This is a genomic window from Desulfolithobacter dissulfuricans, from assembly GCF_025998535.1.
GTDB lineage: Bacteria > Desulfobacterota > Desulfobulbia > Desulfobulbales > Desulfobulbaceae > Desulfolithobacter > Desulfolithobacter dissulfuricans.
In genome coordinates, this window is sequence record NZ_AP024233.1 from 126,041 (window position 1) to 152,094 (window position 26,054).

Here is a 26,054-nt window from a genome sequence, read left to right on the forward strand (position 1 = left end):
GGGCAGTGGCTTAGGGCTCTTTTTCTCCGGAAAAACGGGAAAATCGTCAATTTTTTCCGAAAACCTGAAAATACGTATGGCCGGTTCGTTTTTGTGGAATCCTGCCCCGGGGTGTTTTGCCGGTTTTGGCGGCCGGTTGAAGTGAAAAAATCATCCCATTGGACCATGGTACAATGGACATGAGTTCTGGATGTGGTTCTCTTTAAAAGAGAATAACTGGTCTCTCCCTGGCCTTGGATGGACATGGAGAGGCGGTCATTTTGTACAACCCGGGAGAGAGCAGATATGGTGGAAAACAGCGGTGGACAGCAGCCGGCCGGGCCGGATGCACCGATGGAAGTCGGCAGGGTGGCGGTTCTGTACGGACGGGTCAGGGCCGTGGCCGGGGATGGGAGCCAGCGGCTCCTGCAGCCTGACAGTCCGGTTTTTGCCGGCGAGGTGATCGTCACCGGACCCGACGGGATGGTCTCCATTGTTTTTGACGATCAGCTCCAGACCCAGCTTGACCTGGGGAGGATGTCCGAGGTGCTGCTCGATGACGATGTTCATGGCGGGACGGATGGTCTGGATCTGCAGGACGCGGTCAGCGAGGTGGAGGATATCCAGCAGGCCCTGCTGGATCCGGATTTTGACCCCACCCTGGAAGAGGAGCCGCCGGCCGCTGGTCTGTCCCTTTCCGCAGGGGATCATTACTATGTCAAGTTCGATGCCATCGGGGCCGAGGTCCTGCCGGATAACCCTGTCGTCACCACTGACTCGCCGCCGGATTTTACCGCCCCGGATCCTGTGGCCGGGGAGGACAGGCCGCCGGTGGCTGCCGATCTGCAGCCCGTGGCCGAGCCGGACCAGGTCCAGGTAGAGGAATCGGCAGCAGCGCCCCGGGTGACAGCGGGCAACCTGCTGCAAAACGATGCCCCGGGCGATGGGCCGGTCACCGTAACCGGGGTGGAAATCGGCGGCGTGAGCTATACCATTGCCCCGGGCCAGACCGTGACCCATACCACTCCTCTGGGTGGCCAGCTGTCCGTGTCCAGCGATGGCTCCTACACCTACTCCATCCAGGGAGCCATCCTCCACGAAACCCATGGCCAGGGGGACGGGCTGGTCGACCAGGAGACCTTTACCTATACGGTAACCGATGGTGATGGCGATTCCTCCCGGAGCACCCTCACGGTCCATATTCTCGATTCCGCCCCCAGGCCGGGCCGGATTCCAACATGATCATGGAGGGCGGGAGGAAGGTAGTGCGACAAGCGTCGGTGGCAACCTTATTTTTGGCTGGGACGATGGACGGTATGAACCGGCGGCCGAAGACAGTCAGGGTGCTGACCAGGGGTTGCACCTGGTCCGGGTGGAGGGTGACCTGGCCCCCGGGGAGACCTTTGCCCTCGATACGCCCCTGGCCACCGTTCTTGGCGGCACCATAACCTTCCACAGCGATGGAAGCTATCTCTACACCGCCCCGGATCGGGTCGGCAATCCCCTGGATGGTGATGGCCATAATCAACCGGTCTCGGAACAGTTCACCTATACGGTGGAGGATCGGGACGGCAGTCCGGCCAGCGCTGTTCTCACCGTGACCGTGGTCGACAGTGAACCGGTGGCTGTCCAGGACAGTCTGGTCGTGGAAGAAGGACCGGGCAACCAGGTCAGTGGCAATGTGCTGGTAAATGACCAGGCCGGGGCAGATGGTGCCCTGCATCTCGTCGGGGTCAGCGGTGATTTTGCCGCCGGAGTGAGTTTTGCCCTGGATACGGAGCTGGCCACGGCCCAGGGTGGCACGATCATCTTTCATGCCGACGGCGGGTTTACCTACACTGCGCCGTCCAGCATCGACCACGGGGACTTGGTCCCGGACCGGGAACTCTTTTCCTGCCAGGTGGAAGACGGCGACGGTTCCCGGGATTCCGCCACCCTGTCGATCACGATCACCGACGATCAGCCTTCCTTTACCCTTACGCCGCCGATCCTTCTTGCCAACGAGACCGGCAACAGTCTGACCGCGGACCTGGGCCTTGTCTTCGGCGCCGATGGAGCGGCTCCGGCCGGGGAATCCCTCCAGATTGTCGGGACAACGGATGCCCACGGGTACGTGGTGGATAACGCCGGCCGCCAGCTCACCTCGGACGGCCAGAATCTGCTGTACCTGGACGATGGTCAGGGCACCCTGAGCGCAGTGCGCGAGTTCGACCACCACCCGGTTTTTACGGTCAACGTTGACCCTGAAACCGCCACCTGGACCGTGTCTCTGGATGAAACCTACGGGCTGGACCACACCCTGGTTCAGGATATCGGTGAAACAGTGAACGCAGGCAACCCCCTGGAGCTGCACTTCGACGCCCCGGTGAGTTCCATGAGTGCCACCCTGGAGGGCCTCGACAGCGTGGCCATCATGGGCAGTATCTATGGCGAACAGGCGGTCTGGACCGCCTGCCTGGACGGAGAACAGGTGGCCACCGGGGTGGTGAACGGTGATCTCCTTCTGGGTCAGGAACAGGTCCTGACCGTGGACCTGGCTCAGACCGGCTCCCTCTTTGACACGGTGGTGCTGGAATATGATGACGCGCCGGTGCCCCTGATGGGAGCCTACCGGGTTGTCTCGATCAGCAGCGAAATGAATCATTCGCTCAGCTATGATGTGGTGGCCACCGATGGGGACGGGGACACGGTTTCGGGTCGGCTCAATGTCGTGCTGGACGGGGATGGAGATATCATTGGCACCCATGGCCCGGATGTGATCGGTGGCAGCTCGGAAGGGGACATCCTTGTTGGCGGCGACGGGGATGATCTCATTCTGGGCCACGGCGGCGACGATACCCTTTTTGGCTCCAGTGGTAAAGATAGCCTGGATGGCGGGTCAGGGAACGATACCCTGGTCGGTGGTCCGGGCGAGGATATTCTGGTCGGTTCCGAGGGGGATGACGTCCTGTTCGGGGGTGATGCGGACGGCCTGCCAGGAGCCGGTGTCGACACCCTGACCGGCGACGGGGTGGCCGATTCCTCCGATGCGGGAGGTGATCTCTTTGCCGATGCCGGTGGTGATCTGCTCACCGATGGCACCGATGATCCCGGATATACCAGCGTGGATGACCTGGTGCCCCGCCGGAGCCCACCGTGTAGTGGTCACATCCTTTGGTTGCTGCCCGGGTTGGGAGCTCTCAACTCTGCTCTGTCCCATGGAGGAGCAGGGCCAGGTTCAGGCGGCCGCGGGTCCCGGTCTTGGCGTAGATGGCGCTCAGATGCGCCTTGACCGTTCGCTCCGTGATCTCCAGCCTGTGCGCAATCTGCGGGTTGGTGAGCCCCTGGGCAACCAGCGAGGCTATCTGGAACTCCCGGTCGGAGAGTTCGGGCAGGATCCTGTCCCGGCGCGATCCGGCCGCTGTTTCCGGGCTCCCGCTCGCTCCTTTTCCACCACCAAGCGACGTCCGGATCAGGTGGGCCATCAGCTGCTGGCCCACCCATACCGAGCCGGTGAGAATCACCCGCACCGCTTCCTGGAGTCTGGCCGGGGCGATGTAGGTGTTGGCATATCCCACCACTCCGAGACGGAGCAGGGCCAGTCCCTCGTTGTTGTCCGGCCGGTCGGAGAGGACAAAGAGTCGGCAATGCGCCATATTACGACAGAGCCGGCCGACGGTTTCCAGGTCCACCATGGTCCGGTGCAGCAGCAGAAGGTCTGGTTGTGCTTCGCGAAGCAGGATACCCAGATCCCTGAGGACCGAGGCATGGAAGATGTCATGCTGGCCGGAGAGGGCCGCCTGCCACCGGTTGCGCACCGGGTCGCGGTCACTGCAGATAATGAGGTTCATCTCGTGCTATCTCTCCCGCAGGGCCATCATCTTCGCCCGGAGCATGGGCTTGAGCAGGTAGGAGAGGATGGTCTTTTTTCCGGTCAGGATATCCACGGTGACCACCATGCCCGGGATGATGGGCAGGGGATTGTCGGCCGGGCCGAGGTAGTTGCGGTCGGTTCGCAGCCGGACAAGATAAAAACTGTTGCCCTTCTCGTCAGTGATCGAGTCGGCACTGATGTGCTCGAGCCTTGCCTCCAGGCCGCCGTAGACGGTGAAATCATAGGCCGTGAATTTGACCATGGCCTTCTGATCCGGGTGGAGAAAGGCGATATCGGCCGGCTTGATCCGCGCCTCGACGAGCAGGGTATCCTCCAGGGGGACGATCTCGATCAGGTCCATTCCGGGCTTGATGACTCCGCCCACGGTACTGACCAGGATCCGGTTGACCGTTCCCCGTACCGGCGAGCGGACCGCGGTCCGCTGGAGCCGGTCCATGAGGGCCACCGAGGTTGCCGAGAGTTCTTCCAGCCGGGCATAGGCCTCGCCAAGTTCTGTCTTGGCCTTGTTGGCAAAGGCGAGTCGTTTCTCTTCCAGTGCCTGCTCGGCCTCGACGATCCTGGACCGGCCCCGGGGTATGGCCAGCCGGGTCGATTCGATCTCTCCCTGCATCTGGCTGAGCTGGCGTTCCAGCCGCAGGACCTCCACCATGGAAACGGCGCCTTCCTTCATCAGCGGCCGGGTCATCTGCAGCTCTTTTTGCAGCAGGTCATGGGTCCGGGTCAGTTCCCGCAGCCTGGCTTCCAGCTCTGTCACTTCCTGCTGCCGCTGCCGGAGCTGTTCCCTGAGGACCTGCAGGGAGGCGGCCAGCTCCTTTTGTCTCGAGGCATGGAGCTCATGTTCCCGCTCACCGATAGCAGGCATCTCCCGCGCCACCTCTTCCGGAACCTCAAAGGGAGCCTGGTTGATTTCGGCCTCCAGCCGGGCGATCCTGGCCTTCAGGGCCAGGGTCTGGACACGGCTTTCCTGATACGGAGCCGAGAACCTGGTTTCGTCGATGCGCAGCAGCAGCTGCCCCCTGTCCACCACATCGCCCACCTGAACCAGAATCTCCGAGAGGATGCCGCCTTCCAGGTTCTGGATGACCTGTACCTGGCGGGAGGGTATGACCTTGCCGGTGGCCCGGGTGACCTCCTCTATCTCGGAATTGGCGGCCCAGTAGATGGCCAGGGCGAAAAAGAGCACCACCATCCACAGGATGAGCCGGCCGCCGCGGGGCGACTGGACGAGAATGGATGTGCGGATATCGGTTACCAGGTCCACGTCGCGGGCCGGCATACGCCGGAATATACCGGGAGATTTTTTCTGGTCGGGTTGTTTTTCTGTTCTGGCCATGGGTCGGTTACAGGCTCAGTTGTCCGGTCTTGAGCGCTTCCAGCACCCGGCTCCGGGGGCCGTCGGCAACCACGGTGCCGTTGTCGATTACGATGATCCGGTCCACCAGGTCAAGCAGGGAGGCCCGGTGGGTGATAAGGATCAGGGTCTTGGGGGCCAGGAGAGTGGTCAGGCGGGTCTTGAGGCGCGATTCGGTCCGGTTGTCCATGGCGCTCGATGGCTCGTCCAGCACCAGGACCGGCGGATCGTGGAGGATGGCCCGGGCCATGGCCACGCTCTGGCGCTGGCCGCCGGACAGGCCGCTGCCCTGTTCGCCAATCTCCATGTCAAAACCCATGGGGTGGTGATTGACGATTTCAGTGACTCCGGCCAGTTCCGCTGCCTGCAGGACGGTGTCGTCGTCCACATCGGGTGAACCAAGGATGATGTTGTCGCGGATGGTGCCCCGGAAGAGCACGATGTCTTGGGGCACGTAGCCGATGACACGGCGCAGCTGGGCTGGATCGATCTGCCGGATATCGGTCCCGTCCATGCAGACCATGCCCGCGGTCGGCTGGTAGAGTCCGAGCAGGAGCTTGCCCAGGGTGGTCTTGCCCGAGCCGATGGGGCCTATGATGCCCACCTTTTCCCCGGGCTCGATGGAGAGGGTGATGTTTTTCAGGGTCTCCACCTTCTGGTCCGGATAGGCAAAGTTGACCTGCTTCAGGCTGATAGCGCCGCGAAAGGTGGCCCGGTGGAGAAAGTTTTTCCCTGCCGGCCGTTCCACCGGCAGGGCCATGATCCGGTTCAGGGTCTGCAGGGCGGCCCGGGCCCGGTGAAACCGGGTGGCCAGGCTGACAACCTGGGACATGGGCGCCACGGCCTGGCGGGTCAGGATCACCAGGGCGATGAGACCGCCCTGGGTCAGCTCACCGGCAGCGATCCGGTACACCCCGGCAACAACCACTCCCACCACGGTCATGTTGAGGATGAAATTGGCCACATGGTTGACCGACGAGGAGAGGAACCTGGCCCGGGCACTCCATGTGGCGATGTAGGAGACCGCTTCCTCCCAGGCACGCTGGAGCTGGCCCTCGGCGCCGAGCATCTTGATGGTCTCGATACCCGACAGCCCCTCCACCAGGATACCGTTTTTCTGGGCCGCGGCGGAGAAATTCTTTTCCACCGCTTTTTTCAGGGGAACCTGGATCAGGGCCGCGTAGAGGAGCAGGAGAAGGATGGCCCCTGCGTGGATCAGGGCGATGGGGCCGCCCAGGTACCAGATCGCGCCCAGGGCCAGGAACATGAAAGGCAGGTCGATGAGCGCGGTGATGGAAAACGAGGTGATGAAGTCGCGGATCGATTCAAACTGCTGCAGGTTTTTGGCAAAGGCGCCGACGGATTTGGGGCGAAACTCCATCCGCAACCCGAGCACCTTTTCAAACAGCATGGCCGAGAGCTGCAGGTTGGCCTTCTTGCCAGCCTCGTCGACAAAATAGCTGCGCAGACCCCGCATGACGAGGTTGAACAGGTAGACCACGCCAATGCCGGTCGCCAGGACCCAGAGGGTCTCGAAGGCATTGTTGGGGATGACTCGGTCATAGACGTTCAGGGTGAAAAACGGTCCGGCCAGGCCAAAGACATTGATCAGAAACGAAGCGATCAACACATCGCGATAAATACGCCAGGATCGGGCCAGGGTGGACCAGAACCAGCGCTTTTCCCCGCCAGAGGTGTCCATGGTCTCCTGCCGGTTGCGGAACCTGGGGCGGACAAAGATGGCATAGCCGGTGTAGAACTCCTCCAGTTCGCTGCAGGCGAGGGTTTCTTCGCCCATTCCGGTTTCCGGCAGCAGCACGGTGATTCGCTGCCTGTCCCGGTCGATCTCCAGGGCTATACAGGCCCGGTGACCGTCAAGCAGCAGGACCGCCGGCAGTTCCAGGTTGGTCATGGAGGCCAGGGGCCGCTTGACGACTCGGGATGCCATTTGGGCCCGTTCGGCCGCCCTGGCAAAAAGCTCCACGGTGAGCCGGTTTCGCACCAGCGGCAGGCCGGCCCGCAGCGCGGTCCTCGAGGCCGGACAGCCGTGGATCCGGGCCAGCTGGACCAGGCAGTCGGTCAGGGGGTCGTCAAAGGTATCGGTATCACTGCCCGGGGTCCACTTGGTTTCCGGTTCGGCAGCCGTGGCAACGGTCATGGTTACAGTTCGGTTGGGTGTTGTTGTGCAGGGCGAAGTTGCATGCTACTATGATTTAAGCACAAGGACAGGGGGCGGTCAAATACTCTTTGGGAGATCAATATGTTATATGTCGAGCGTGATGAAGAGGGAAAGATTGTCGCCATCTGTCGGCAACCCGGAGACCGGGCCAGAGAAGCAAAGGGACTCCTGGATCCCGAGGTGCTCGACTTTTTTCGCGCTTCCGGGGAAAAGGACGGGCTTGCCCGGCTTCTTTCTCTTTCAGATACCAGTATCATCCGTGTCCTTGAAGACCTGATCGATCTGCTGGTGCGGAAAAACATTATCCTCTTTACCGAACTTCCCGAGGAGGCCCAGAAAAAAATTCAGGAACGCAGGCAGTTGCGGCGCAGGATAGGCCAGGATCCGCTCATTGTGGACGACATTCTGTGAGTTCGGGACTGGTTGGTGGTCTCTCTCTTCAGGCTATCTCCCGTGGCTGGTCGAGATGGTATCCCTGTAGGCCATCCAGGCTCAGGCCGCGGAGGAGGAGATGCTGGTCCGTTGTTTCCACCCCTTCTCCATGGACCGCGATTCCCAGGCTGTGGGCCACGCTGCACAGCGAATGGATGAAGAAATGGCTGTCGCTGCCCGCTGATACCAGCTCCCGGGTAAAGGCCCGGTCGATCTTGACATAATCGGGCTGAAGACTCTTCAGGTAGCCGAAATTGGCAAATCCCTGGCCAAAATGATCGATGCCGTAGCCATGGCCCAGGTCACGGATCCGACGGCCCAGTTCGGCCAGCAGTTCCAGGTGGTGGACCGCGGCAAATTCCGTAAACTCGAAGATGAGCCGTGGCCTGTCCCGGCCGGTCTCTTCCAGCCTGGCAAGCAGCCAGGTCGTAAACGGTCCGTCGGCCAGTGAGGTGGGGGAGATGTTGATTGCCAGCTGGTCGGCCCCGGCCTGTTCTTTGGTCAGCGCCATGGTTTTTTCCACCACGCTCCGGTCCAGTCGGGTGATCAGGCCCAACCGGTGGGCCAGGGGGACAAACTGTTCGGCCCGCAGCAGTCCGCCGTCACTTTCCCGTAAACGTGCCAGGATCTCCCGGTGAAGAACTCGCTGCGGATCATTCAGGGCCACACAGGCCTGACCGAACAGGACAATGGCCTCTTCGGCAATGGCCTGTTCCAGCACCTTTTTCCAGCCGATCCGGCCCCGGACAACATCCTCTATCCGCGTGGGGATCCGGCGGATCACCCACTGGTTCGGTCCCTTGCCGGAGGCCGCCTGCAGGGCGGAGTCGGCGCCGGCCAGAAGGCTGGAAAACGATGTCTTCCGGCCAAAGACCACCCCGCCGATGGAGCCCGTGTCTGACAGAGGATGGTTTTCCGCTCCCTGGTCCCAGAACCGCTGGCAGATGGCATCGGCCACATGGCTGGCCTCATCCAGGCCGGTGTCCGGGAGAAAGACCCCGAAATCACCGCCGGTGAGCCGGGCCACGGCGGCGCCGGGAATACCCCCTGTCCGCGCCCGGAGGAGATCGGCCACTGCCTGGATCCGTTCATCGCCGGCCTGAAAGCCTTTTTCCTCGTTGAGCTCTTTGAGCCCGGTTATGTGGACCAGGAGAAAGGCCCCACGGATCTCAGTCCCGGGCCGGTCCATCCAGCTGGCGACCTGGTTTTCCAGGTAGCGGCGGTTGCCCAGGTTGGTGAGGGGATCGCTGTAGGCCTGGCGACGCAGCTGCTGCGCGGTCCGGGCCTGTTCCTCGAACATGGTTTTGACCCGCAGGGTCGTCTGGTTCATGGCCTGGACTACCTGGCGCAATTCACGGGTCCTGGGCAAGGGTTCCTGGATTTCAAACCGGCGCTGGCTGAGGGCTCGGGCCTGATCTTCCACCCTGGCAAGCGGCCGGAGCAGCAGGCGCAGGCCCATGCCGCCGGCCAGGCAGGCCAGGGCGGCCAGGAGCAGGTACCAGCGCGTCATGTTGACAGTGGTGTCCCACAGGGAACTGTAGGCAAAACCCGGATGACTTTCCACTAGGATGGTTCCGGCCTGGAACCAGCCGTTCATGATCCCGGCCGTGGCACGGGGCGGTTCCAGGGGGACAAGGTGGATGAACCATGCGGGAACGGTATCCATGGCCACCTCCACGGACCGTTTGATTCGGACCTGTCCGTCCAGGTCCCTCAGCACGATGAGCCGGTAGTAGCCGCGGTCAAAGATGGTATTGACAATGGTCTCGGCCGCGGCCATGTCATCCTGTGCCGAGTAGGCGGAAATGGTCAGCCCCAGCGAGGTGGCGGTGTCCTGGGCATGGGACTGGAGCTGCTGCTGGAGATATGTCCTGGTGGCCTGCAGCCGGGTCACCCAGCTGACCGTGAACAGGGTCAGGATCAGGATCAGGATGAAGAGGAGGAGCTGGCGGAATAATGTCATGGAAGGCCTCGCTTAAAACAATCCTTTGGGAAGTCGGGTGAGTACGTCCTGCCAGCGACTGAGCCGGTCGCTGGGGCCGACAAACCGGCCCTGGCCCCGCTGTTTGGCCAGCCACAGGCCGGTGCCGTTAAAACTGTACACCGGCAGCAGATCCCGGCGGCGGGAAGCCGGTTTGATGGTTTTGTCCAGGTTGTCGAGGATGAGCGGTTCACTGCCCGGAGCCGGATAGTAGGTGACCACCATGTGGGCCAGGTTGTAGCGCAGCGCCTTGACATAAGTGAGGGTGAGCTGTCTGTCCGGGATACCCAGGGCGCGGAGGGTGAAGTACTTGGCCATGGCAAAGTCCTCGCAGTCGCCACCGCCACTGGCAAGAAATTCCACCGGCGTGGCCCAGTAATCCTGTTTCTTCCAGTGGATGGTATCATCGACAAAGTCCAGCCGGTTGAAAAAATCATTAACCTTCTCCAGCTTTTCCCACGTACTTCGGCTGGTATCATGGTTGATCAGTTCAACCCACTGGCGCAACCGTTTCCCGGCCTCCCGGCCATACTGGTGCCGGGCAGCCTCCAGGACAGAGGTGTCAAGGGAAAATCTGTCGGACAGGGCCAGGGAGGGGGAGATTCCCTGCAGGGTCGTAGCCAGAAGCAGGAGGATGAGAGCGGTTGCGTGCCGCCAGGGCGTCATGGTGGGCGGAGGACAGAGGTGAACTCTGCCCGCTCCCGGAGGGTACCGGTGATGGGCCGGGGGACCGGCGGGAACAGGTGGTTTAGCTGTCCTGTCTTTTTTCAGAGTTCTGGTCGTGGTTGTCAATACGGGCTTCCCGGGGCCACTTGAGCCCCAGTGTGTGGACCAGCCGGCCGCAGCCGTTGAGGATGCGACAGCAGGCATAGATGAGGTCATACCGGGCATGGACCAGATCCTGCTCCCCGTCGATCCGTTCGGCTTCGGCATCAAGCACGTCGAGCAGAGTCCGGCGGCCGATGTTCCACTGTTTGGTATAGGCCCGGGCCGTTGCCCTGCTGGCCTGGACCCGGGTTTCCAGAAACGGCAGCCGTTCCCGCACACTCTGATAGGCCATCCAGGAGAGACGGATGGACTCGATGATCTGGCGGCGAATGTTGTTGCGCAGTTCTCTCGCCTCCTGGACCAGGTGGCTGGTCTCCAGTCTACTGGCCTGGTCCCTTCCGCCCCGGAAGAGATTGTAGCGCAGGCGGACCATGGCCACCAGGTCGTCCTGGCCGCTATTGCTGTCATCGAACTCTTCTTTCCAGCTTCGATCCACTTCCAGGTCGATCCGGGGTAGAAGGGAACTCCTGGCTACCCTGGCTCGGGCCTGGCGGGCGGCGAGATCGGCTTCGGCGGATTTCAGGCTGGGATGCTCCCGCAGGGCCATGGCCTGGGCCTTTTCCAGGTCCGCCGGCAGTTCTTGGTCCAGGAGAGGTGGCTGGATCAGCTCTCCCGGCAGGTGACCGACCACGGCCTGATAGCTGGTTTTCGCATCCATCAGGTTGGTCCGGGCGGTAATCTCGTTTGCCCGGGCCAGGGCCAGGCGGCTGGTAATCTGCTCCATGTCGGTCCGGGTGGAAATACCGGACTCGCTGCGCAGCCTGATCTGATCGCTTATACGCTGGTGGATAATGAGATTTTCCCTGGCCAGCTGGAGTAGATCCTGCTGGCGGAGGACGTCGAGGTAGACTCTTGACGTCTTAAGCGCTATGTTTTCTGATATGGCCTGGAGCCGAAAGGCCGCGGCCCGGCTTCTGGACTGCTGCCGCCTGGTTTCATTGAGAGTGGCGAAACCGGCAAAGAGATTCTGGCGCAGGCTGATGGTGAGCTCCCGCGGGTCGATGTCCGAGTCCCCGGGATCGTACACCCGGCCGGTGCCGCTGCCGGCCAGGATGTCCACGGAGGGAAAGTAGTCGGCTCTGGCCTGGTTCACCTGGGTGGCCACGGCCTGGCGGCTGTGGACCGCGGAGCGGACCTCGGGATGGCTGTGGAGTATGGCGTCGACGGCTTCGGCCAGGGTTTCCGCCCTCAGGGGTACCGGCCCGGCGAGGAGTCGGGCTGTCATGGTCAGGCAGGCCATGAGGATAAGCAGTGTGGTTCTGTTCAAGTATGTCTCCTGCGAACAAAAAGCGGCATCCGGCATCCGGTGCATTGTTCAGGGGAAAAGCTCAATGATCGAGACGTGTTGTCTGCATTGTCGCACGTTCCTGACAGGTGGTCAAATTTTTTTTGCAGTTGAGCGGAACAGGGGGCTCTTTTGAAGGGAAACCAGTCGAGATCACGCACCATGTTGAAGAAACATCAGGAGCCATCACCGCTGGGTCAGGGGTTGGCCGAGGTCTTTGACCGCCGCAGCTGGAGGGTCCAGTGGGGGCTGGTCGGTCTGGTCCGGGACTGGTCCTCCATTGTCGGGGAGACTGTGGCCGTCCGGAGCATGCCGGCTTTTTTCCGCCGTGATGTGCTGTGGATCTATGTCGTCAGTCCCATCTGGATGCAGCAACTCCAGTTGCAGAAGCAGGATCTGCTGGACCGGATCCGCCGGTATCTGGACCGGGACGAGGTAGCTGATCTGCGCTGGCTGCTCTTTCCCCCGGAACTGCTGCCCGAGGATGAGAACCGGGAGTCGGGAACGATGCCCGAAAGGAGTGTGGCGCCGGAAGAGGAGGAGAGTTTTCGGGCCATGGTCTCCGGGATTGTGGATCCGGAGAGCCAGGAGGCCCTGTTCCGGTTGTGGCTCGCCTTCCGGAAAAAAGGGTCTGTCGAGAGGGATGAGGGTTGAGCCACGGGCCGTGATGGTCGGGCCGGGTGGTACGCCTGTCTTGCCGGGAGCCTGTAAATAGTATTATATGAAGAACCATTGGGCCCGGCACTGGTTGGCCCGGATACACTTCACTGTTCCCAAGGATGGTTTTTTTCGAGCTGAGATCATAACCTATGAAAAACATAATAGAACTTATCGGAAACACCCCGCTGGTCCCCATTGTCCGGTTGGCGGCCGGCCACAGGGCCACGGTGGTCGGCAAGCTGGAATCCCGCAACCCCGGCGGCTCGGTCAAGGACCGGATAGCCCTGTCGCTCATCGAAGCAGGGGAAAAGAGCGGCGAGCTGACCCCGGACAAGATCGTGCTCGAGGCCACCAGTGGCAACACCGGTATCGGCCTGGCCATGGTCTGCGCTGCCAAGGGGTATCGCTGTCAGCTGGTCATGCCCGAGTCGGCCAGTGTGGAGCGGCGGCAGATAATGCAGGCCTACGGGGCTGAAATCATCCTCACCCCGGCCAAGCGGGCCACCGATGGAGCCATCGAAAAGGTCTACGCCATGGCCCGCGAACATCCGGAACTCTACTATCTCACCGATCAGTTCAACAATCCCGCCAACTGGCAGGCCCATTATCAGACCACCGGGCCCGAGATCTGGGAGCAGACCGGCGGCCAGGTAACCGACATTATCACCACCCTGGGGACCTCGGGCACGGCCATGGGGTTGTGCCGCTGGTTCGCCGAGCACCATCCGGAGGTGCGGGTGATCGCGGTGGAGCCCTATTATGGCCACAAGATCCAGGGGCTCAAGAATATGAAGGAGTCGTATCGCCCCGGTATCTTTGATAAGTCCCTGCCCTACAAGATTGTCAACGTGGCCGACGACGATGCCTTCGAAATGGCGAGAATGCTGGCCCGGGAAGAGGGCATTTTTGTCGGCATGAGTTCGGGGGCGGCCATGGTGGCGGCCCTGGAGAGGGCCGGAGAGATCGACCAGGGCATGGTGGTGGCCATTTTACCCGATGGCGGTGAGCGCTACCTCAGCACCCCGCTGTTTGTGCCGCAGACCAGGCAGGAAAAAAAGCGCTCCACGCTTCGGTTCTACAACACCATGGCTCGGAAGAAGCAGCCCTTTGAGCCGATTGCCAAGAAACGGGTCACCTTCTATGCCTGCGGGCCCACGGCCTATGAACCGCCCAACCTGGCCCACTGCCGGCGGCTGGTGGTGGCCGACCTCATGGTCCGCTACCTGGAACTCAAGGGCTATGAGGTACAGTCCTACATGAACTTCACCGACTTGGACGACAACACCATTGCCGGGGCGGAAAAGGCGGGCCAGCCGCTCAAAGAGTTCACGGACAGGTATATCCAGGCCTTCAAGGAGGCGGCGGAAAAACTCGGGGTCAAGCAGGCCAGCGGCTATCCGCGAGCCTCAGAGCATGTCGGCGACATGATCGAGATTGCCCATGAACTGATCCACAAGGGATATGCCTACGAGAAGCACGGCTCCATCTATTTCGATATTTCCAAGTTCAAGCGCTATGGCCGCCTCTCCGGGGTGGACCTGGGCAAGATCCAGGTGGGCCGCACGGTGGACCTGGACGATTATGAAAAGGACAATCCCCGGGACTTTACTCTCCTCAAGCGCTCCACCCTGGGTGAACTGAAAAAGGGCATCTTTTTTGAAACCGACTGGGGCAATGTCCGGCCGGGCTGGCATATTGAGTGTTCCGCCATGTCCACCCGGTACCTGGGTGAGACCCTGGATATCCATACCGCCAGCCAGGATCTGATTTTTCCTCACCATGAGAACGAGATCGCCATTGCCGAGGCCCTGACCGGCAAACCGCTGGCCCGGTACTGGCTCCATTCCGGCCTGCTGCTCAAGGATGGGCGGAAGATGTCGGCCGAAGCCGGTAACGTGGTCGTCCTTGACGAGGTCCTGGAGCGGGGCTACACTGGTCGCGAGGTTCGCTTTCTACTCCTCGGAGTCCATTACCGCAAGCCACTCCATTTTTCCTATCGCCGTCTCGATTCGGTCCGCACCGCCCTGCGCCGCATCGACGAGTTCACCCGCAAGCTGCTCTGTCTGCCGCCGGGGCTGCCCCATCCGGAGGTCACCGTCTATGTCTCCCGTCTGGAGCAGCGGTTCTTCGAGGCCATGGATGATGATCTCAACATATCGGGCGCCATCGGTGCATTGTTTGATTTCATCAAGCATACCAATCCGGTTCTCCAGCAGTCCAGCCTGGATCGGGAGCAGAAGAACGATATCTTTGACCTGCTGCGCCGGATCAATTCCGTGCTTGGCATCATGTCACTTGACCAGTGTCCCCTGGCCCCGGAAATCGACCGCCTTATCAGGGAGCGGGAAGAGGCCCGGAAGGCAAAGGACTGGAAACGGGCCGACGAGGTGCGCGAGGAGCTTCAGCGCCTCGGCATCACCATCCACGATACCGCCAACGGGCCGGTCTGGGAACAGGCGGATGTGTGTCGGCTGTGCGACAGGGTGGAACCGCTGCAGGAAAATCCGGGGTCCCTGGAAGAGGGGTGAATTGTATATTGATTTCCGCCTGACTCCCCGGTACATTAGCAATCCATCGGATCTGCAGATCCTGCTGTCGACGGGTTAGTGCAGGATAAGAAAAAAAGAAAATTGCGCCAGTAGCTCAGCTGGATAGAGCAGCGGACTTCTAATCCGCAGGCCGAGGGTTCGAATCCTTCCTGGCGCGCCAGAACATCCCACAGACCCGGTCAGGAAGTTTTTCCTGGCCGGGTCTTTTTTTGGGGCAAAGAATCCAGGAGAGCGGCATGGTCCTGGCCGATGCCGCCCATCTGCACTTGGTTGTCATGAACCTCTGCACCAATGGAATCCAGGCCATGGGGGAGCAGGGCCGGGCGCTGAGCCTTTCGGCCGATCAGCCCGGAGGCCAGTCCATGGCCCGGCCGCCGAGGATATGCATGTGGATGTGGAAGACCGTCTGGCCGGCCTGCTCGCCGTTGTTGAAGACCACCCGGAAGTGGTCGATACCCTCCTTCTTGGCAATCTCGCTGCCGACCCGCATAAGTCTGCCGATCAGCTGTTCGTCTTCCGCGGCCACATCCGAAGGTCCGCTGATGTGTTTCTTGGGGATGACCAGAAAGTGGACCGGCGCCTGGGGCGCAATGTCGCGGAAGGCCAGGATCTCGTCATCTTCATGGAGGATGTCGGCGGGGATGTCCCCCTTGATGATCTTGCAGAACAGGCAGTTGTCAGACATACCATTTCCTCGGAAGCCTTGGGGTTGAATCGGACGTCCGGACCGGGTGTTTTGCCGGCCAGGACGGATTTCTGTACCTGCAGGCAATTATAAAGGACTTTGTCCGGATCATCACAGGATTTTTTGTTTTTCCAGGTCGGGTGGCAAAGTGGACCGTGATTTTTCCCTGCTCCTCAGCGTTCCGGACGGGCCGCGGTCTGCGGGGCGGACACGGGCTGTTTCGTGGCCCTGGGCTTGAGGCTGATACGCAGGATGCCCTCGGCAGCGGTGACCGCGGTGGGCTCCAGGGCAAGGGAAAGGAGCTTGTCTCCCGTTGTGGCTGTAAAGGGTGTGATGGTATTCAGGGGCAGGGGATAGGGCCTGTTGCCCAGGGCGGCCAGCAGGGGAAACAGGGTCGTGCCGGCGGAACCGCTTCGTTCCCGGGGTGGCATCCTGAAGTGCGGCGTCAGGTAGAGGATTTGCTTTTCCGGATCAAATTCGAGCCTGAGGTCGCAGGAAACCCCCATGGTCAGGGTGCCCACCTTCAGGCGCACGGTCTGGCCGCCCACCCGGGTTCGGATGCTGACGTCGCGACCGGCGATCATGGTGTCCAGCGAAAGGAGGTTGTCGTGGATCTGGAGCCGATCGATGGCGCGGATTTCAATGGTTCCCTCAAAAGAGTCGTTTTCCGGCGCAAAAGAGAGCGGCAGGAGTGAGCGCAGGGTCTGGAGAATGGCGGACTGGGTTACGGTGATGGTCACCGGCTCCCGGCTGGCCGAGGCCGGTGGGCAGGCTGCCAGCAGGAAAAGAACCGACAACAGGATGCAGAGGCGTAAAAAGGACATGACAGGACCGGGAATTTTGGAGTTTGATACCAGTAATTTCTTCCTCCTGAATCAGTGAAGCTGGACAATTCAGATATCAAAAAACAATACACTGATTCAAGGTTGTTGGCAGGATAATGGAAAACAGGCAGGTGTGCAATTGCAGAGTATGTCGGATAACAGGGTGGTCCTGCGGGTGATCTCGGAATGCGGCCTTGCCGGGGCACCGGATGTCCTGACGCGGCAGATCAAAAAGGATCTGACCATCAAAAATCCCAAGTACCTGGCCGCCCGGCGCTACTCGCGCTGGATCGGCCGGGATCTCAAACCTGAACTCTATTTTTTCCGGGAGCAGGGTGACGAGCTGTTCTTCCCCCGGGGCTACGGCAACCGGGCCGTACAGCTCTGCCGTCAGCTGACCGGCCAGCCACCGGAGATCATCGATCAGCGCCGGCTACTGGAGCCGCTGGAACTGGAGTTTTCAGGCCAGCTCCGGCCCTACCAGGAACAGGCCGTGCAGGCGGTGATCCGGCGGTCCTTCGGAGTGCTTGAGGCCGGCACCGGCTCGGGTAAAACCGTTATGGCCCTGGCCGTGGTGGCGGCCAGGCGGCAGCCAACCATTATTCTGGTCCATTCCAAAGAGCTGCTCCACCAGTGGCGGGAGCGGATTCGCACCTTCCTCGGCCTGGAAGCTGGCCTGGCCGGAGATGGCCGGTTCGATCCCCGGCCGGTGACCGTGGCCATTGTCAATACGGCCCGCAGGCGGCTCCCCCAGCTCACTCCCCTTTTCGGACAGCTCATTGTCGATGAATGTCACCGGGTACCGGCCAGCCTGTTCACCGATGTGGTCAGTGGTTTTGACGCCCATTTCATGCTCGGGCTCTCGGCCACCGCCTTTCGCCGGGAAGACGGGATGACCCGGCTGATCTACTGCTACATGGGCGATCGGGTCCATGCGGTGGATCCCGGCGTCCTTGCCGCCAGCGGTGCCGTGGTCCGGCCCGAGCTTGTCCAGAAGGAAACCGGCTTTAGAAGCGGCTACCGCGGTGAGTATACCAAACTGATCAAGGGGCTGGTTGCCGATGAGCAGCGCAACGAGCAGATAGCCGATGATATCGCCAGGCTGGTGCAGGACGGCCATCAGGGGACGGTCCTGGTGGTGTCGGACCGGGTCGCCCACTGCGAGATCTTGCGCCGCAAGCTGTACCGCCGGAAAGTGGATGCGGCCCTGCTCACCGGCAGGGTGCCTCCGGAGCTGCGGGCCAGAATCGTCCGTGAGGTGCAGGAGGGTCAGGTGCCGGTGTTGATCTCCACGGTTCAGCTCATCGGCGAGGGGTTTGACTGCCCGGGTCTCTCCACTCTGGTCCTGGCCACGCCCATCAAGTTCGAGGGACGGCTGCTGCAGGTGGTGGGGAGGGTCATGCGTCCGGCAGAGGGCAAGAAGGCCCTGGTGATCGACTATGTGGATGTCAAGGTTCCGGTCCTGCGCCGCTCTGCCGAGGCCAGGGCTGAGGTGTTGTCCCGCTGGTAGGTCGGGCTCCGTTCCTGCATCCGGGAGGGCCTGGTGGTAATCTCCTTGTCTTTTTGTTTTTTCTTGTGTATACTGAACAATTTTATAGTTGGGTACTCAAGCGCGAAGCCGACTTCGCGCTTTTTCTGTGTTTGCCCGGCATGGCGGGCAAACCCAGCCTGCGGAACGCAGGCGTCACCCCGACCAGGGGGAAGACAATCCGAATCGCAAGGGCGTTGCTGGCAACGGCAGGGTCTGAAGGAAGCGATAGGAAGTGAGCGGTACATAGCGTAAGTGAACCTGATTCGGCGTCATAGGTGGGTAAGCGTGCACAATAGCGTGAAGCCCGATACCTGGTCAGACCTTTGGCGTGATTGAGGATGGGATTGCTCACCGGGAGTTCGCCTTAACCGGGGAAGCCTCCTAGCGTACTTGCAGTACGAGAGTTAAGGAAGGTTCAAGGAGAGATCCAAGGCCTACCGAAGCGGTGGGAGGTGGCAGATGATTCCGTAGTAGTGATGAAATCCCGGCCGGAGAAGCCTGGTAACAGCGTGGAGGATAAAACCGGGATGACCTGTCAGCGTTGTTTGACAGGGGCTGGTATTTGCCAAAAGCGGTATCAGTTGCGAAGGGATGAAGTTTATTTGAAGGTTCCCTGAAGATCATGGAGGTCTGGAGTCAGAACACAAGCTGCCCGACGGGGCGGGGCACATTTTCGGCGGTATGCTGTGAGAGGCCGTCTGCTGATTTTGGCCGTTCATCGGAGTAACCTGAACAGTTGAGCGTACATTGCCCATTGGGATAGAAGGCGCTCTCATTTGGGTGAAGACCCGGGGATTCCAGGCAGAAGTGGAGGGATGGGGACGCAGGACAGGAGCATGGTTGACGTTTGGTACAGTCTGTATGACCGGATGCTGAGCAGGGACGCTCTGCACAAGGCGTTTGGGAAGGTGAGGTCTGCGAAGGGAGCTGCCGGAATAGACGGCCAGTCCATCAAGGACTTTGCCGCATCAGCCGAAGCCAACATCGACTGTCTCCTGAAGGAACTGTGGGAAAAGAGTTACCAGCCACTGGCCGTGCGCCGGGTAGAGATACCCAAGCCAACCGGAGGAGTTCGGTTGCTCGGTATTCCAGCAGTCCGTGACCGTGTAGTGCAGCAGGCACTGCTCGACATTCTCCTGCCGATATTCGATCGGGATTTCCACCCGTCGAGCTATGGCTATCGCCCAGGCCGCAGTTGTCATCAGGCGATATCCAAGGCGACGATGTTTATCCGTGACTACGATCGAAAGTGGGTAGTTGATATGGATCTGTCCAAATGCTTTGACACCTTGGACCATGATCTCATCCTCAGCGCCTTTCGTCGCCGGATCAGGGACGGGAGTATCCTCGGTCTCCTGGAGAAGTTTCTGAAGAGCGGTGTAATGACGGATTCGGGATTTACGGCTAGCGAGATCGGCAGTCCACAGGGCGGCGTGATCAGCCCTCTGATAGCCAATGTGTATCTCGATTCTTTTGATCAATTCATGAAGAATCGTGGCCACCGAATAGTCCGCTATGCGGACGATATCCTGATTCTGTGCCAATCAAAGAAAGCGGCCGAGAATGCTCTTGAGCAGGCACGGCACTATCTTGAAGGAGAATTGCTGCTGACTGTCAACCGTGAAAAGACCCATATCTGCCACAGCAGTCGGGGCGTAAACTTTCTGGGAGTATCCGTATGCTCTCAGTATACGCAAATCCAGCGAGGCAAGATTAAGTCTTTCAAGGCAAAGGTCAAGGCAATGACCCGGCGTAATTCCCCGGTGAATCTTGAGAAAGTGATTGCAGATCTCAATCCGCTCTTGAGGGGATTTGCCAACTACTTCCGGATAGCGAACTGCACAGGAGAATTTTCAAGGCTGATGAGATGGATTCGGAGAAGACTGCGAGCCATCCAGCTGAAATTGTGGAAGAAGCCCAATCGGCTTCACCGCAGGCTGAGGCAGCTTGGATACAGGGGGAAGTTTGATGCGATCAAAATGAACTCCTGGGCCAATGCGGCAAGTCCTTTGAGCCATTATGCCCTGCCCAACGGATATTTACACCGGGGCTTGGGTCTCTTTGATCTTGGTGCTGTATCTACTGGAATCTCTGTTTCAATATGAAGGAAAATAAACAGGAGCCGTATACGAGACCCGTACGTACGGTTCTGTGAGAGGGATGAGGCAAGCGTAATTAACTTGCCTCACCCTACTCGATTTTCAGGCTCCCGGATAGCTCTGGAGCCGTTTTTGTAAGGATATTATGCAGCAGGACAAGATCAGAAACGTGGCCATCATTGCCCACGTCGACCATGGCAAGACAACCCTCGTGGATCAGCTTTTTCGCCAGAGTGGCATGTTCCGTGACAATCAGCAGGTGGCTGAGCGGCTCATGGACTCCATGGACCTGGAGCGGGAGCGGGGGATTACCATTGCCTCCAAAAATGGTTCCTATAACTATGGCGACTACCAGATAAATATCATCGATACTCCGGGCCATGCCGATTTCGGCGGCCAGGTGGAGCGTGTCCTGCGCATGGCCGATGGGGCGCTTTTGCTGGTGGATGCCCAGGAAGGTCCCATGCCCCAGACCTTTTTCGTGGTCAAGAAGGCCTTGGCCGCCAAGCTGCCCATCCTGGTGGTGGTTAACAAGATCGACAAGGAAGCGGCCCGCTGCGAATGGTGTGTGGACCAGGTCTTTGACCTGCTCGGCCGGCTCGATGCTCCGGACGAAATTCTGGATTTTCCCGTGGTTTACGGTTCGGCCAAAGAGGGGTTCATGGTCGCTGACCCCGAGTATACCGCGGTGCCGGGCAAGGGGATGGAGCTGATTTCCGAGATGATCATCAACCACGTGCCGCCGCCGGCCGGTGACCCGGAGGCGCCGCTGCAGCTCCAGATCAACACCATCGACTATTCGCCCTATCTGGGGCGGCTCGGTATCGGCAAGGTGGTCAACGGAACCCTGAATCTCAATGATTCGGTGGTGGTGGCCCGCCGAGACGGCTCCATCAAGCCGGTACGGATCAACAAGATCTTCGGTTTTGCCGGCAATACGCAGGTGCCGCTGGAGCAGGCGGTTACCGGCAACATAGTGGCTGTGGCCGGCATGGACGATGTCACCGTGGGCGTGACCTTCACTGACCCGGACGATCCCCGGCCGCTGCCCCTGATCGAGATCGACCCGCCGACCATTTCCATGAACTTCATTCCCAATGATTCGCCCTTTGCCGGCCAGGATGGCAAATTCGTCACCTCGCGCCACCTGGAAGAGCGGTTGTCACGGGAGATTCTTGCCGATGTGGCCCTGCAGGTGGAGCCGCTCACCGATGGAGTGGGCTTCCGGGTTTCGGGCCGGGGTGAGCTCCATCTCTCCATACTGATCGAAAAGATGCGGCGGGAAGGCTACGAGTTCCAGGTCACCCGGCCCCATGTCATCATGCGGGAGGAGAACGGCAAGACCATGGAGCCCTACGAGGAGCTGACCGTGGACGTGGACGAGCAGTACCAGGGCGTGGTGATCGAGAAACTGGGCAAGCTGAAAGGGGTTCTTGAGGACATGCAGGTGGAAAACCAGATGACGCGGATGAAGTTCAAGGTGCCCACCCGAGGTCTCCTGGGCTACCGTTCCGAGTTCATGACCGATACCCGCGGTATGGGGGTGATGAACTACGTGTTCGCCGAATGGGGGCCCTATGCCGGCGAGATCCAGAACCGGAGCAACGGGGTGATGATCGTCAAGGAGAACTGCACCAGCGTGGCCTATGCCCTGTTCAATCTCCAGGATCGCGGAGAGCTCTTTATCGGTCCCGGCGAGGAGTTGTACAAGGGCCAGATCATCGGCGAGCATTGCCGGCCTGCCGACCTGGTGGTCAATCCGGCCAAAGGCAAGAAACTGACCAACATGCGGGCCTCGGGTTCCGACGAGGCGGTGATCCTCACCCCGCCGCGGGAGATGAGTCTCGAGGACTGTATTGCCTACATCAACGATGACGAACTGGTGGAGATCACCCCGAAAATCATCCGGCTGCGCAAGAGTCGGGATGCCAAAATCCGGGCGTAACTGTATGAAATATATGCAAAAGCTCTCGTCAGTTCCGGCCGGTGTATCGCCCTGCTGGCCGGAGTTGAGAACTTCAGCTGCAACCGCAGCTGCAAGAAAACTTGTATGTTAGCACACATGCCATGAAAGATCTGATCCTGTTGGGAATCGCTCTGCTGGCGGGAATCGGAGCCCTGGTCCTGTTTCTGCGCCGCTCGGGTGACGACTGCGCCCCCTGACTGCTCATGTATGGCTCCATAGGTGTGGGGCTGGCGGTCTATCTGGTGCTCAAGGCGCTGTTGTAGGGCTTGCCCGGTGGAGGGATAGAGGTTACTTCAATACCGGTTGCTGAAGTAATCGCTGAGAATCTGTCCGTGGTCAAAGACCAGGGGCGGTAATCGGTCGCGGGTGAATATTTTTGCCTGCCGGGCATCGTCCCCGCCCCTGGGCGTGCCGTCGGCAGTGGCGATGAAGACCGTGGAGGCCGTGTGCTGACGCGGGTCGCGTTTCGGGTCGGAATAGGTATGGAACTGGCGCACCAGGACCACCTCCAGTCCGGTCTCCTCCTTCGCCTCGCGGATTGCAGCCTCTTCAAACGATTCCCCGTAGTCGACAAATCCTCCGGGCAGGGCCCAGCCAAAAGGCGGATTCCCGCGCTCGATCAGGACAATACCTTCCCCGGTTTCAATGATAATATCCACCGTGGGCACCGGGTTTCTGTAGACGGGTATCTCGGCCCCGCATTGCGGACATTTCACTGCAGACACAAGCTCCTGATTTCCTCCCAGCTCGATACGGTGGGCAGCTGGTGCTTCCCTTTGTTCCAGGGCTGGGAAAAGACGATGGGAGTAATGCCGTGTTCCGGCAGCTGCAGGCAGGTCTCGGCCCGGTCATCGATGAACCACTCCAGTCCCCGATCCCTGATGTGGCGCGGCTTGTCATCATGGGCACCCATGGCGACAATGTGAATCCGCGGCAGGGTCGAGGGGGGCAGAACCGTGGCCAGCCACTCACTGACCGGTTCGGGATGGGGCCGGGCCGTGACCAGGGTGACCGGTGCCTTTTCGCTCAGTTCTCCCAGGACTTCTACAGCCCCGGGCATGGGCTTGAGACCGGTGCCCACTGAGTCCAGCAGGATTTTCATGAATATGGCCTGGATCGCCGAAGGATCCATGGCCAGGCATTCCTCCACCTCGAAGCTGGTGATATCCTCGAGCCGGATATCGCACCGGCCATACTCCTCGCAGGCCAGCCTGATAAAGGCTTCGGCCGTATCCGCCACCACCCCGTCGAAATCAAAGCCGAGCCGGGCCGGATCGATGGTCTTGCTATTTCTCTTCTGTGTGGCTGTCCTGTTCATGGTACATGGCCTCCAGGCGCCGAACGCGCTGGACAAGATTCTCGTTCACCGGGGTGGGAATGCCGAGTTTTTTCCCCAGGGCAACCACGGCCCCGTTGATGGCATCAATCTCGGTGGTCTTTTTGTTCCGTACATCCTGGAGCATGGACGAGACGTTATGCCGGGTCTGGCGGCAGACCTGGAAGACGGTCCGTATGGGATCGCCGTTCACGGTAATACCAAGGGCCCGGGCCACGGCCACGGCTTCTGCCACGGCCTTTTTCATGGGTTCGCGCAGGGAGCAGGAGGTCAGCAGCTGGCCGTTTGTCCGGTTGTAGATGGCGCTCAGCGCGTTGATACCCACGTTGATGAAAAGCTTGTGCCAGTGGTGTTTCTCCGGATTGTCCGTGTAGCGGGCCTGGAAGCCGGCCTCCTCGAACAGTCTGGCCAGCGAGCGCAGTCGCTCTGTGGCTTCCGGCACCACCGGAACAAGCAACCCGAAACGGGTGAGGCCGCTGCCGCCGTGGCGTACCCGGCCTTCCCCTTCCAGGGTCGCCCCTTCCGAGGTGATGCCCACCGCCGGGATACCCCGGCTCTGCCGGAGAATATCCGGGTGGAGGATACCGTTCTGCAGGCCGATGACCAGGGTTTCCCGGGTGATAAGGGGGCTGGCATGATCCAGGCAGGCGCGAAGGGTGGCCGTCTTGGTGCAGCAGATCAGGATGTCACAGGTGGAAATGTCCGCAGGAAGGGCGGTTGCCTTCACCGGGACCGATATGGAGCGCTCCTTTTCCTGGAGCCGGATGCCGGCCTGGCTGATACGTTCAGCCCGGTCCGGCCTGTAATCAAGAAGCCAGAGCCTTGTCTGGCTCTGGCTCCCCTGGGTCTGAAGAAAGAGAGTGATACGGGCCGCCAGCAGGGAACCAAGGGCTCCAGGCCCGGCAATCACTAGTTTCATGGTTGTCTATTTTACGGTCGCATCTTCGATGATCGCCTTGTACATGTATCCGGCCCCGAAGTCACGGTCGGCGTGCAGGGTACCCTCGGCCTCGACCACGGAACCGATGGCCGGGTCTGCCTGGGTGGTTACCACCAGGTCATGGCTGTTTTCCAGTGGCGAGCCGCTGCCGTCCTGGATGTGGACCCAGTTCTTGCCCATAATTGCCCGGGAGACCTTCATGACCTTGCCCCGGACCTTGACCTTCTTGTCGTTGAGTTCCTTGGCCTTGGCGAAAATCTCGCCGACAGTGTAGGCGTTGTCGCCCTTGGCTTTTTCCACTTTGACATCAGCCGAAGGGACCACGGCCCCACTGGCCCCCGGGGAAGCCGCCATGGCCGCTGCGTCCATGGTCAGGTCACCGCCCATGCCCATGTTGGCGTGGGGGTTGGCCGCTCCGGTCTCGGCCTGGAGGGCGGCGGCAAAGGAGTTGTCACCTCCGCCGGTACCACCCATCATGGGACCACCCCCGCCCATCTGGTGCGGATTGAAGGCCACGTCCCCTTCGCCGATACCGGACGAAAAGACAATGGTTTCAAAGGTGCGGCCCAGGGTTTTGGACTTAAAATTGGCCATCACCATGCCCGGCATGGCCGTCACCTCTTTGCCCACTTCGACCTTGGCCTGGGGAACAGCGACCCAGATCTTTCCCTGGGAAGTCTCCAGGTTGATATAGGTGTAGCCGGCGGCGTTCATGGTCTCCAGGACCTTGCCCTTGATGGGCTTGCCGTCCAGACCCATTTCGGGTGCAGGGACATTGTTTTTGCCCTCCGTGGCCGTGTCGGAGGCAAAGGCCGGGGTGGCAAGGAGGGCGAGCATGAGGGCGCCGCATAAGAACCTATGATGATACTTCATTGATTTCTCCATTATGTATGAGGAATAAGAATCTCTTCCTGGCTGGAAGCGCTATGCAGCAATAATGCCTGCCGCATACGAATGTTTCTACATATACGATTTCACGCCATCTCTGTCAACCATCACAGTGAGGGTGGCGATGGATAATGATAATGGATGGCGATTTCCCGGGCCCAGACTTGGTAGCCACGGGTGGACAGGTGGACCCCGTCGTTCAGGAAACAGGGTTGGGTAATGGGCAGGCAGTACTGCTCGAAGGGTTTGACCATGTCGAGAAAATCACAACCGGTCTCCCGGCATATGGATTCCAACTCCCGGTTGACCCTGGCAATGTCCTCCCTGCCGGGCCAGGGAAGGGCCATGGGTAGCATGGAGGTAAGGGTCAGGTTCGTCTCCGGACAGAGACCGAGGACTCTGGGCAGCATACTGCGGTAGATGGCGGGAAAGTAGTGGTTGCCCATGAGCAGGTTGTTGGTGCCGCACATGATGAGGATCGCGTCGGCCTCCGCCCGGGTAACCTCGTCTCCGATCCGGACGGCCAGATCTTCCACTGTCTCGCCGGCAACGCCGCGGTTGATAACATTGACCCCCGGCAGCAGGGCCGGCCAGTCGCCAAATTCTATCAGAGAATCACCGATAAGTAACAAAGTGTGCATAAAACGCCTCCCGGGGCGATCTTGTT

21 protein-coding genes and 1 tRNA gene are annotated in these 26,054 nt (G+C 60.4%); 9 read left to right on the forward strand and 13 right to left on the reverse strand.

The features are described from left to right. Nucleotides 1-285: 285 nt before the first annotated feature. Nucleotides 286-1,221, forward strand: coding sequence for a retention module-containing protein (locus GF1_RS00535; RefSeq protein ID WP_267927678.1), 936 nt, complete (start codon nucleotides 286-288; stop codon nucleotides 1,219-1,221). Next, nucleotides 1,145-3,250 carry an Ig-like domain-containing protein gene (locus tag GF1_RS16120; RefSeq protein WP_326491572.1) on the forward strand — a complete coding sequence of 702 codons (2,106 nt, stop codon included), beginning with the start codon at nucleotides 1,145-1,147 and terminating at the stop codon, nucleotides 3,248-3,250. Before GF1_RS00535 ends, GF1_RS16120 begins: the two co-directional genes overlap by 77 nt. Here the strand turns inward: GF1_RS16120 and GF1_RS00550 are convergent. From GF1_RS00550 to GF1_RS00560, 3 genes are read right to left on the reverse strand one after another with little or no spacing between them, the layout of a single operon-like run. Further along, complete coding sequence (locus GF1_RS00550; protein WP_267927679.1) at nucleotides 3,159-3,809, reverse strand: response regulator transcription factor; 651 nt, start codon at nucleotides 3,807-3,809, stop codon at nucleotides 3,159-3,161. The genes GF1_RS16120 and GF1_RS00550 overlap by 92 nt on opposite strands. Before the next feature lie 6 nt (nucleotides 3,810-3,815). After that, entirely contained in the window at nucleotides 3,816-5,186 is a 1,371-nt protein-coding gene (locus tag GF1_RS00555; protein ID WP_267927680.1) for an HlyD family type I secretion periplasmic adaptor subunit, read from the reverse strand. Between the two features lie 7 nt (nucleotides 5,187-5,193). Further along, the gene (locus GF1_RS00560; RefSeq protein WP_267927681.1) at nucleotides 5,194-7,362 is read right to left on the reverse strand and encodes a type I secretion system permease/ATPase; all 2,169 of its coding nucleotides are present in this window, start codon (nucleotides 7,360-7,362) and stop codon (nucleotides 5,194-5,196) included. A gap of 102 nt (nucleotides 7,363-7,464) precedes the next feature. Between GF1_RS00560 and GF1_RS00565 the strand changes: the two genes are divergently transcribed. Next, nucleotides 7,465-7,794 carry a hypothetical protein gene (locus GF1_RS00565; protein WP_267927682.1) on the forward strand — a complete coding sequence of 110 codons (330 nt, stop codon included), beginning with the start codon at nucleotides 7,465-7,467 and terminating at the stop codon, nucleotides 7,792-7,794. Nucleotides 7,795-7,822: 28 nt separating this feature from the next. Here GF1_RS00565 and GF1_RS00570 read toward each other — a convergent pair whose 3' ends face one another. From GF1_RS00570 to GF1_RS00580, 3 genes are all read right to left on the reverse strand, one after another. Next, nucleotides 7,823-9,778, reverse strand: coding sequence for an EAL domain-containing protein (locus GF1_RS00570; protein WP_267927683.1), 1,956 nt, complete (start codon nucleotides 9,776-9,778; stop codon nucleotides 7,823-7,825). Between the two features lie 12 nt (nucleotides 9,779-9,790). Next, on the reverse strand, nucleotides 9,791-10,462 hold the full coding sequence (locus GF1_RS00575; RefSeq protein ID WP_267927684.1) for a transglutaminase-like cysteine peptidase: 672 nt from the start codon (nucleotides 10,460-10,462) through the stop codon (nucleotides 9,791-9,793). Nucleotides 10,463-10,544: 82 nt separating this feature from the next. Next, a complete protein-coding gene (locus GF1_RS00580; protein WP_267927685.1) occupies nucleotides 10,545-11,891 on the reverse strand; it encodes a TolC family outer membrane protein in 1,347 nt (448 codons plus the stop codon). Between the two features lie 180 nt (nucleotides 11,892-12,071). On the opposite strand from GF1_RS00580, the gene GF1_RS00585 reads away from it, so the two are divergent. The 3 genes from GF1_RS00585 (at nucleotide 12,072) to GF1_RS00595 (ending at nucleotide 15,278) form a co-directional block, all read left to right on the forward strand. Next, nucleotides 12,072-12,563, forward strand: coding sequence for a DciA family protein (locus GF1_RS00585; protein WP_267927686.1), 492 nt, complete (start codon nucleotides 12,072-12,074; stop codon nucleotides 12,561-12,563). A gap of 155 nt (nucleotides 12,564-12,718) precedes the next feature. Next, the gene (gene cysS, locus GF1_RS00590; protein WP_267927687.1) at nucleotides 12,719-15,097 is read left to right on the forward strand and encodes a cysteine--tRNA ligase; all 2,379 of its coding nucleotides are present in this window, start codon (nucleotides 12,719-12,721) and stop codon (nucleotides 15,095-15,097) included. Nucleotides 15,098-15,201: 104 nt separating this feature from the next. Continuing rightward, nucleotides 15,202-15,278: transfer RNA gene (locus tag GF1_RS00595), tRNA-Arg, on the forward strand. 183 nt (nucleotides 15,279-15,461) lie between these two features. Here GF1_RS00595 and GF1_RS00600 read toward each other — a convergent pair. Next, nucleotides 15,462-15,803 carry a histidine triad nucleotide-binding protein gene (locus GF1_RS00600; protein ID WP_267927688.1) on the reverse strand — a complete coding sequence of 114 codons (342 nt, stop codon included), beginning with the start codon at nucleotides 15,801-15,803 and terminating at the stop codon, nucleotides 15,462-15,464. 173 nt (nucleotides 15,804-15,976) lie between these two features. Further along, on the reverse strand, nucleotides 15,977-16,627 hold the full coding sequence (locus GF1_RS00605) for a hypothetical protein (RefSeq protein ID WP_267927689.1): 651 nt from the start codon (nucleotides 16,625-16,627) through the stop codon (nucleotides 15,977-15,979). A gap of 133 nt (nucleotides 16,628-16,760) precedes the next feature. Here GF1_RS00605 and GF1_RS00610 point away from each other — a divergent pair, with 133 nt between their 5' ends. The 3 genes from GF1_RS00610 (at nucleotide 16,761) to typA (ending at nucleotide 22,202) form a co-directional block, all read left to right on the forward strand. Further along, nucleotides 16,761-18,137: a DEAD/DEAH box helicase gene (locus tag GF1_RS00610; protein WP_267927690.1), complete on the forward strand. Its 1,377-nt coding sequence runs from the start codon at nucleotides 16,761-16,763 to the stop codon at nucleotides 18,135-18,137. A gap of 857 nt (nucleotides 18,138-18,994) precedes the next feature. Beyond that, a complete protein-coding gene (gene ltrA / locus GF1_RS00615; RefSeq protein WP_267926322.1) occupies nucleotides 18,995-20,263 on the forward strand; it encodes a group II intron reverse transcriptase/maturase in 1,269 nt (422 codons plus the stop codon). A gap of 139 nt (nucleotides 20,264-20,402) precedes the next feature. Beyond that, nucleotides 20,403-22,202, forward strand: coding sequence for a translational GTPase TypA (gene typA, locus GF1_RS00620; protein ID WP_267927691.1), 1,800 nt, complete (start codon nucleotides 20,403-20,405; stop codon nucleotides 22,200-22,202). A gap of 314 nt (nucleotides 22,203-22,516) precedes the next feature. Here typA and GF1_RS00625 read toward each other — a convergent pair whose 3' ends face one another. The 5 genes from GF1_RS00625 to GF1_RS00645 form a co-directional block, all read right to left on the reverse strand. Then, complete coding sequence (locus GF1_RS00625) at nucleotides 22,517-22,939, reverse strand: NUDIX hydrolase (RefSeq protein ID WP_267929089.1); 423 nt, start codon at nucleotides 22,937-22,939, stop codon at nucleotides 22,517-22,519. Continuing rightward, the gene (locus GF1_RS00630) at nucleotides 22,936-23,541 is read right to left on the reverse strand and encodes a 5' nucleotidase, NT5C type (RefSeq protein ID WP_267927692.1); all 606 of its coding nucleotides are present in this window, start codon (nucleotides 23,539-23,541) and stop codon (nucleotides 22,936-22,938) included. Before GF1_RS00630 ends, GF1_RS00625 begins: the two co-directional genes overlap by 4 nt. Continuing rightward, nucleotides 23,510-24,478, reverse strand: coding sequence for a ketopantoate reductase family protein (locus tag GF1_RS00635; protein WP_267927693.1), 969 nt, complete (start codon nucleotides 24,476-24,478; stop codon nucleotides 23,510-23,512). Before GF1_RS00635 ends, GF1_RS00630 begins: the two co-directional genes overlap by 32 nt. Nucleotides 24,479-24,484: 6 nt before the next feature. Beyond that, complete coding sequence (locus GF1_RS00640; protein ID WP_267927694.1) at nucleotides 24,485-25,372, reverse strand: DNA-binding protein; 888 nt, start codon at nucleotides 25,370-25,372, stop codon at nucleotides 24,485-24,487. A 122-nt stretch (nucleotides 25,373-25,494) separates the two neighbouring features. Then, the gene (locus GF1_RS00645; RefSeq protein ID WP_267927695.1) at nucleotides 25,495-26,028 is read right to left on the reverse strand and encodes a GDSL-type esterase/lipase family protein; all 534 of its coding nucleotides are present in this window, start codon (nucleotides 26,026-26,028) and stop codon (nucleotides 25,495-25,497) included. Between the last annotated feature and the right edge of the window lie 26 nt (nucleotides 26,029-26,054).

What these genes read in the sequence shown, in the direction of transcription:
- GF1_RS00535 (WP_267927678.1), top strand. Translation starts at nt 286, where the DNA reads ATGGTGGAAAACAGCGGTGGACAGCAGCCGGCCGGGCCGGATGCACCG.
- GF1_RS16120 (WP_326491572.1), top strand. Translation starts at nt 1,145, where the DNA reads ATGGCGATTCCTCCCGGAGCACCCTCACGGTCCATATTCTCGATTCCG.
- GF1_RS00550 (WP_267927679.1), bottom strand. Translation starts at nt 3,809, where the DNA reads ATGAACCTCATTATCTGCAGTGACCGCGACCCGGTGCGCAACCGGTGG.
- GF1_RS00555 (WP_267927680.1), bottom strand. Translation starts at nt 5,186, where the DNA reads ATGGCCAGAACAGAAAAACAACCCGACCAGAAAAAATCTCCCGGTATA.
- GF1_RS00560 (WP_267927681.1), bottom strand. Translation starts at nt 7,362, where the DNA reads ATGACCGTTGCCACGGCTGCCGAACCGGAAACCAAGTGGACCCCGGGC.
- GF1_RS00565 (WP_267927682.1), top strand. Translation starts at nt 7,465, where the DNA reads ATGTTATATGTCGAGCGTGATGAAGAGGGAAAGATTGTCGCCATCTGT.
- GF1_RS00570 (WP_267927683.1), bottom strand. Translation starts at nt 9,778, where the DNA reads ATGACATTATTCCGCCAGCTCCTCCTCTTCATCCTGATCCTGATCCTG.
- GF1_RS00575 (WP_267927684.1), bottom strand. Translation starts at nt 10,462, where the DNA reads ATGACGCCCTGGCGGCACGCAACCGCTCTCATCCTCCTGCTTCTGGCT.
- GF1_RS00585 (WP_267927686.1), top strand. Translation starts at nt 12,072, where the DNA reads ATGTTGAAGAAACATCAGGAGCCATCACCGCTGGGTCAGGGGTTGGCC.
- cysS (WP_267927687.1), top strand. Translation starts at nt 12,719, where the DNA reads ATGAAAAACATAATAGAACTTATCGGAAACACCCCGCTGGTCCCCATT.
- GF1_RS00600 (WP_267927688.1), bottom strand. Translation starts at nt 15,803, where the DNA reads ATGTCTGACAACTGCCTGTTCTGCAAGATCATCAAGGGGGACATCCCC.
- GF1_RS00605 (WP_267927689.1), bottom strand. Translation starts at nt 16,627, where the DNA reads ATGTCCTTTTTACGCCTCTGCATCCTGTTGTCGGTTCTTTTCCTGCTG.
- ltrA (WP_267926322.1), top strand. Translation starts at nt 18,995, where the DNA reads ATGGTTGACGTTTGGTACAGTCTGTATGACCGGATGCTGAGCAGGGAC.
- typA (WP_267927691.1), top strand. Translation starts at nt 20,403, where the DNA reads ATGCAGCAGGACAAGATCAGAAACGTGGCCATCATTGCCCACGTCGAC.
- GF1_RS00630 (WP_267927692.1), bottom strand. Translation starts at nt 23,541, where the DNA reads ATGAACAGGACAGCCACACAGAAGAGAAATAGCAAGACCATCGATCCG.
- GF1_RS00635 (WP_267927693.1), bottom strand. Translation starts at nt 24,478, where the DNA reads ATGAAACTAGTGATTGCCGGGCCTGGAGCCCTTGGTTCCCTGCTGGCG.
- GF1_RS00640 (WP_267927694.1), bottom strand. Translation starts at nt 25,372, where the DNA reads ATGAAGTATCATCATAGGTTCTTATGCGGCGCCCTCATGCTCGCCCTC.
- GF1_RS00645 (WP_267927695.1), bottom strand. Translation starts at nt 26,028, where the DNA reads ATGCACACTTTGTTACTTATCGGTGATTCTCTGATAGAATTTGGCGAC.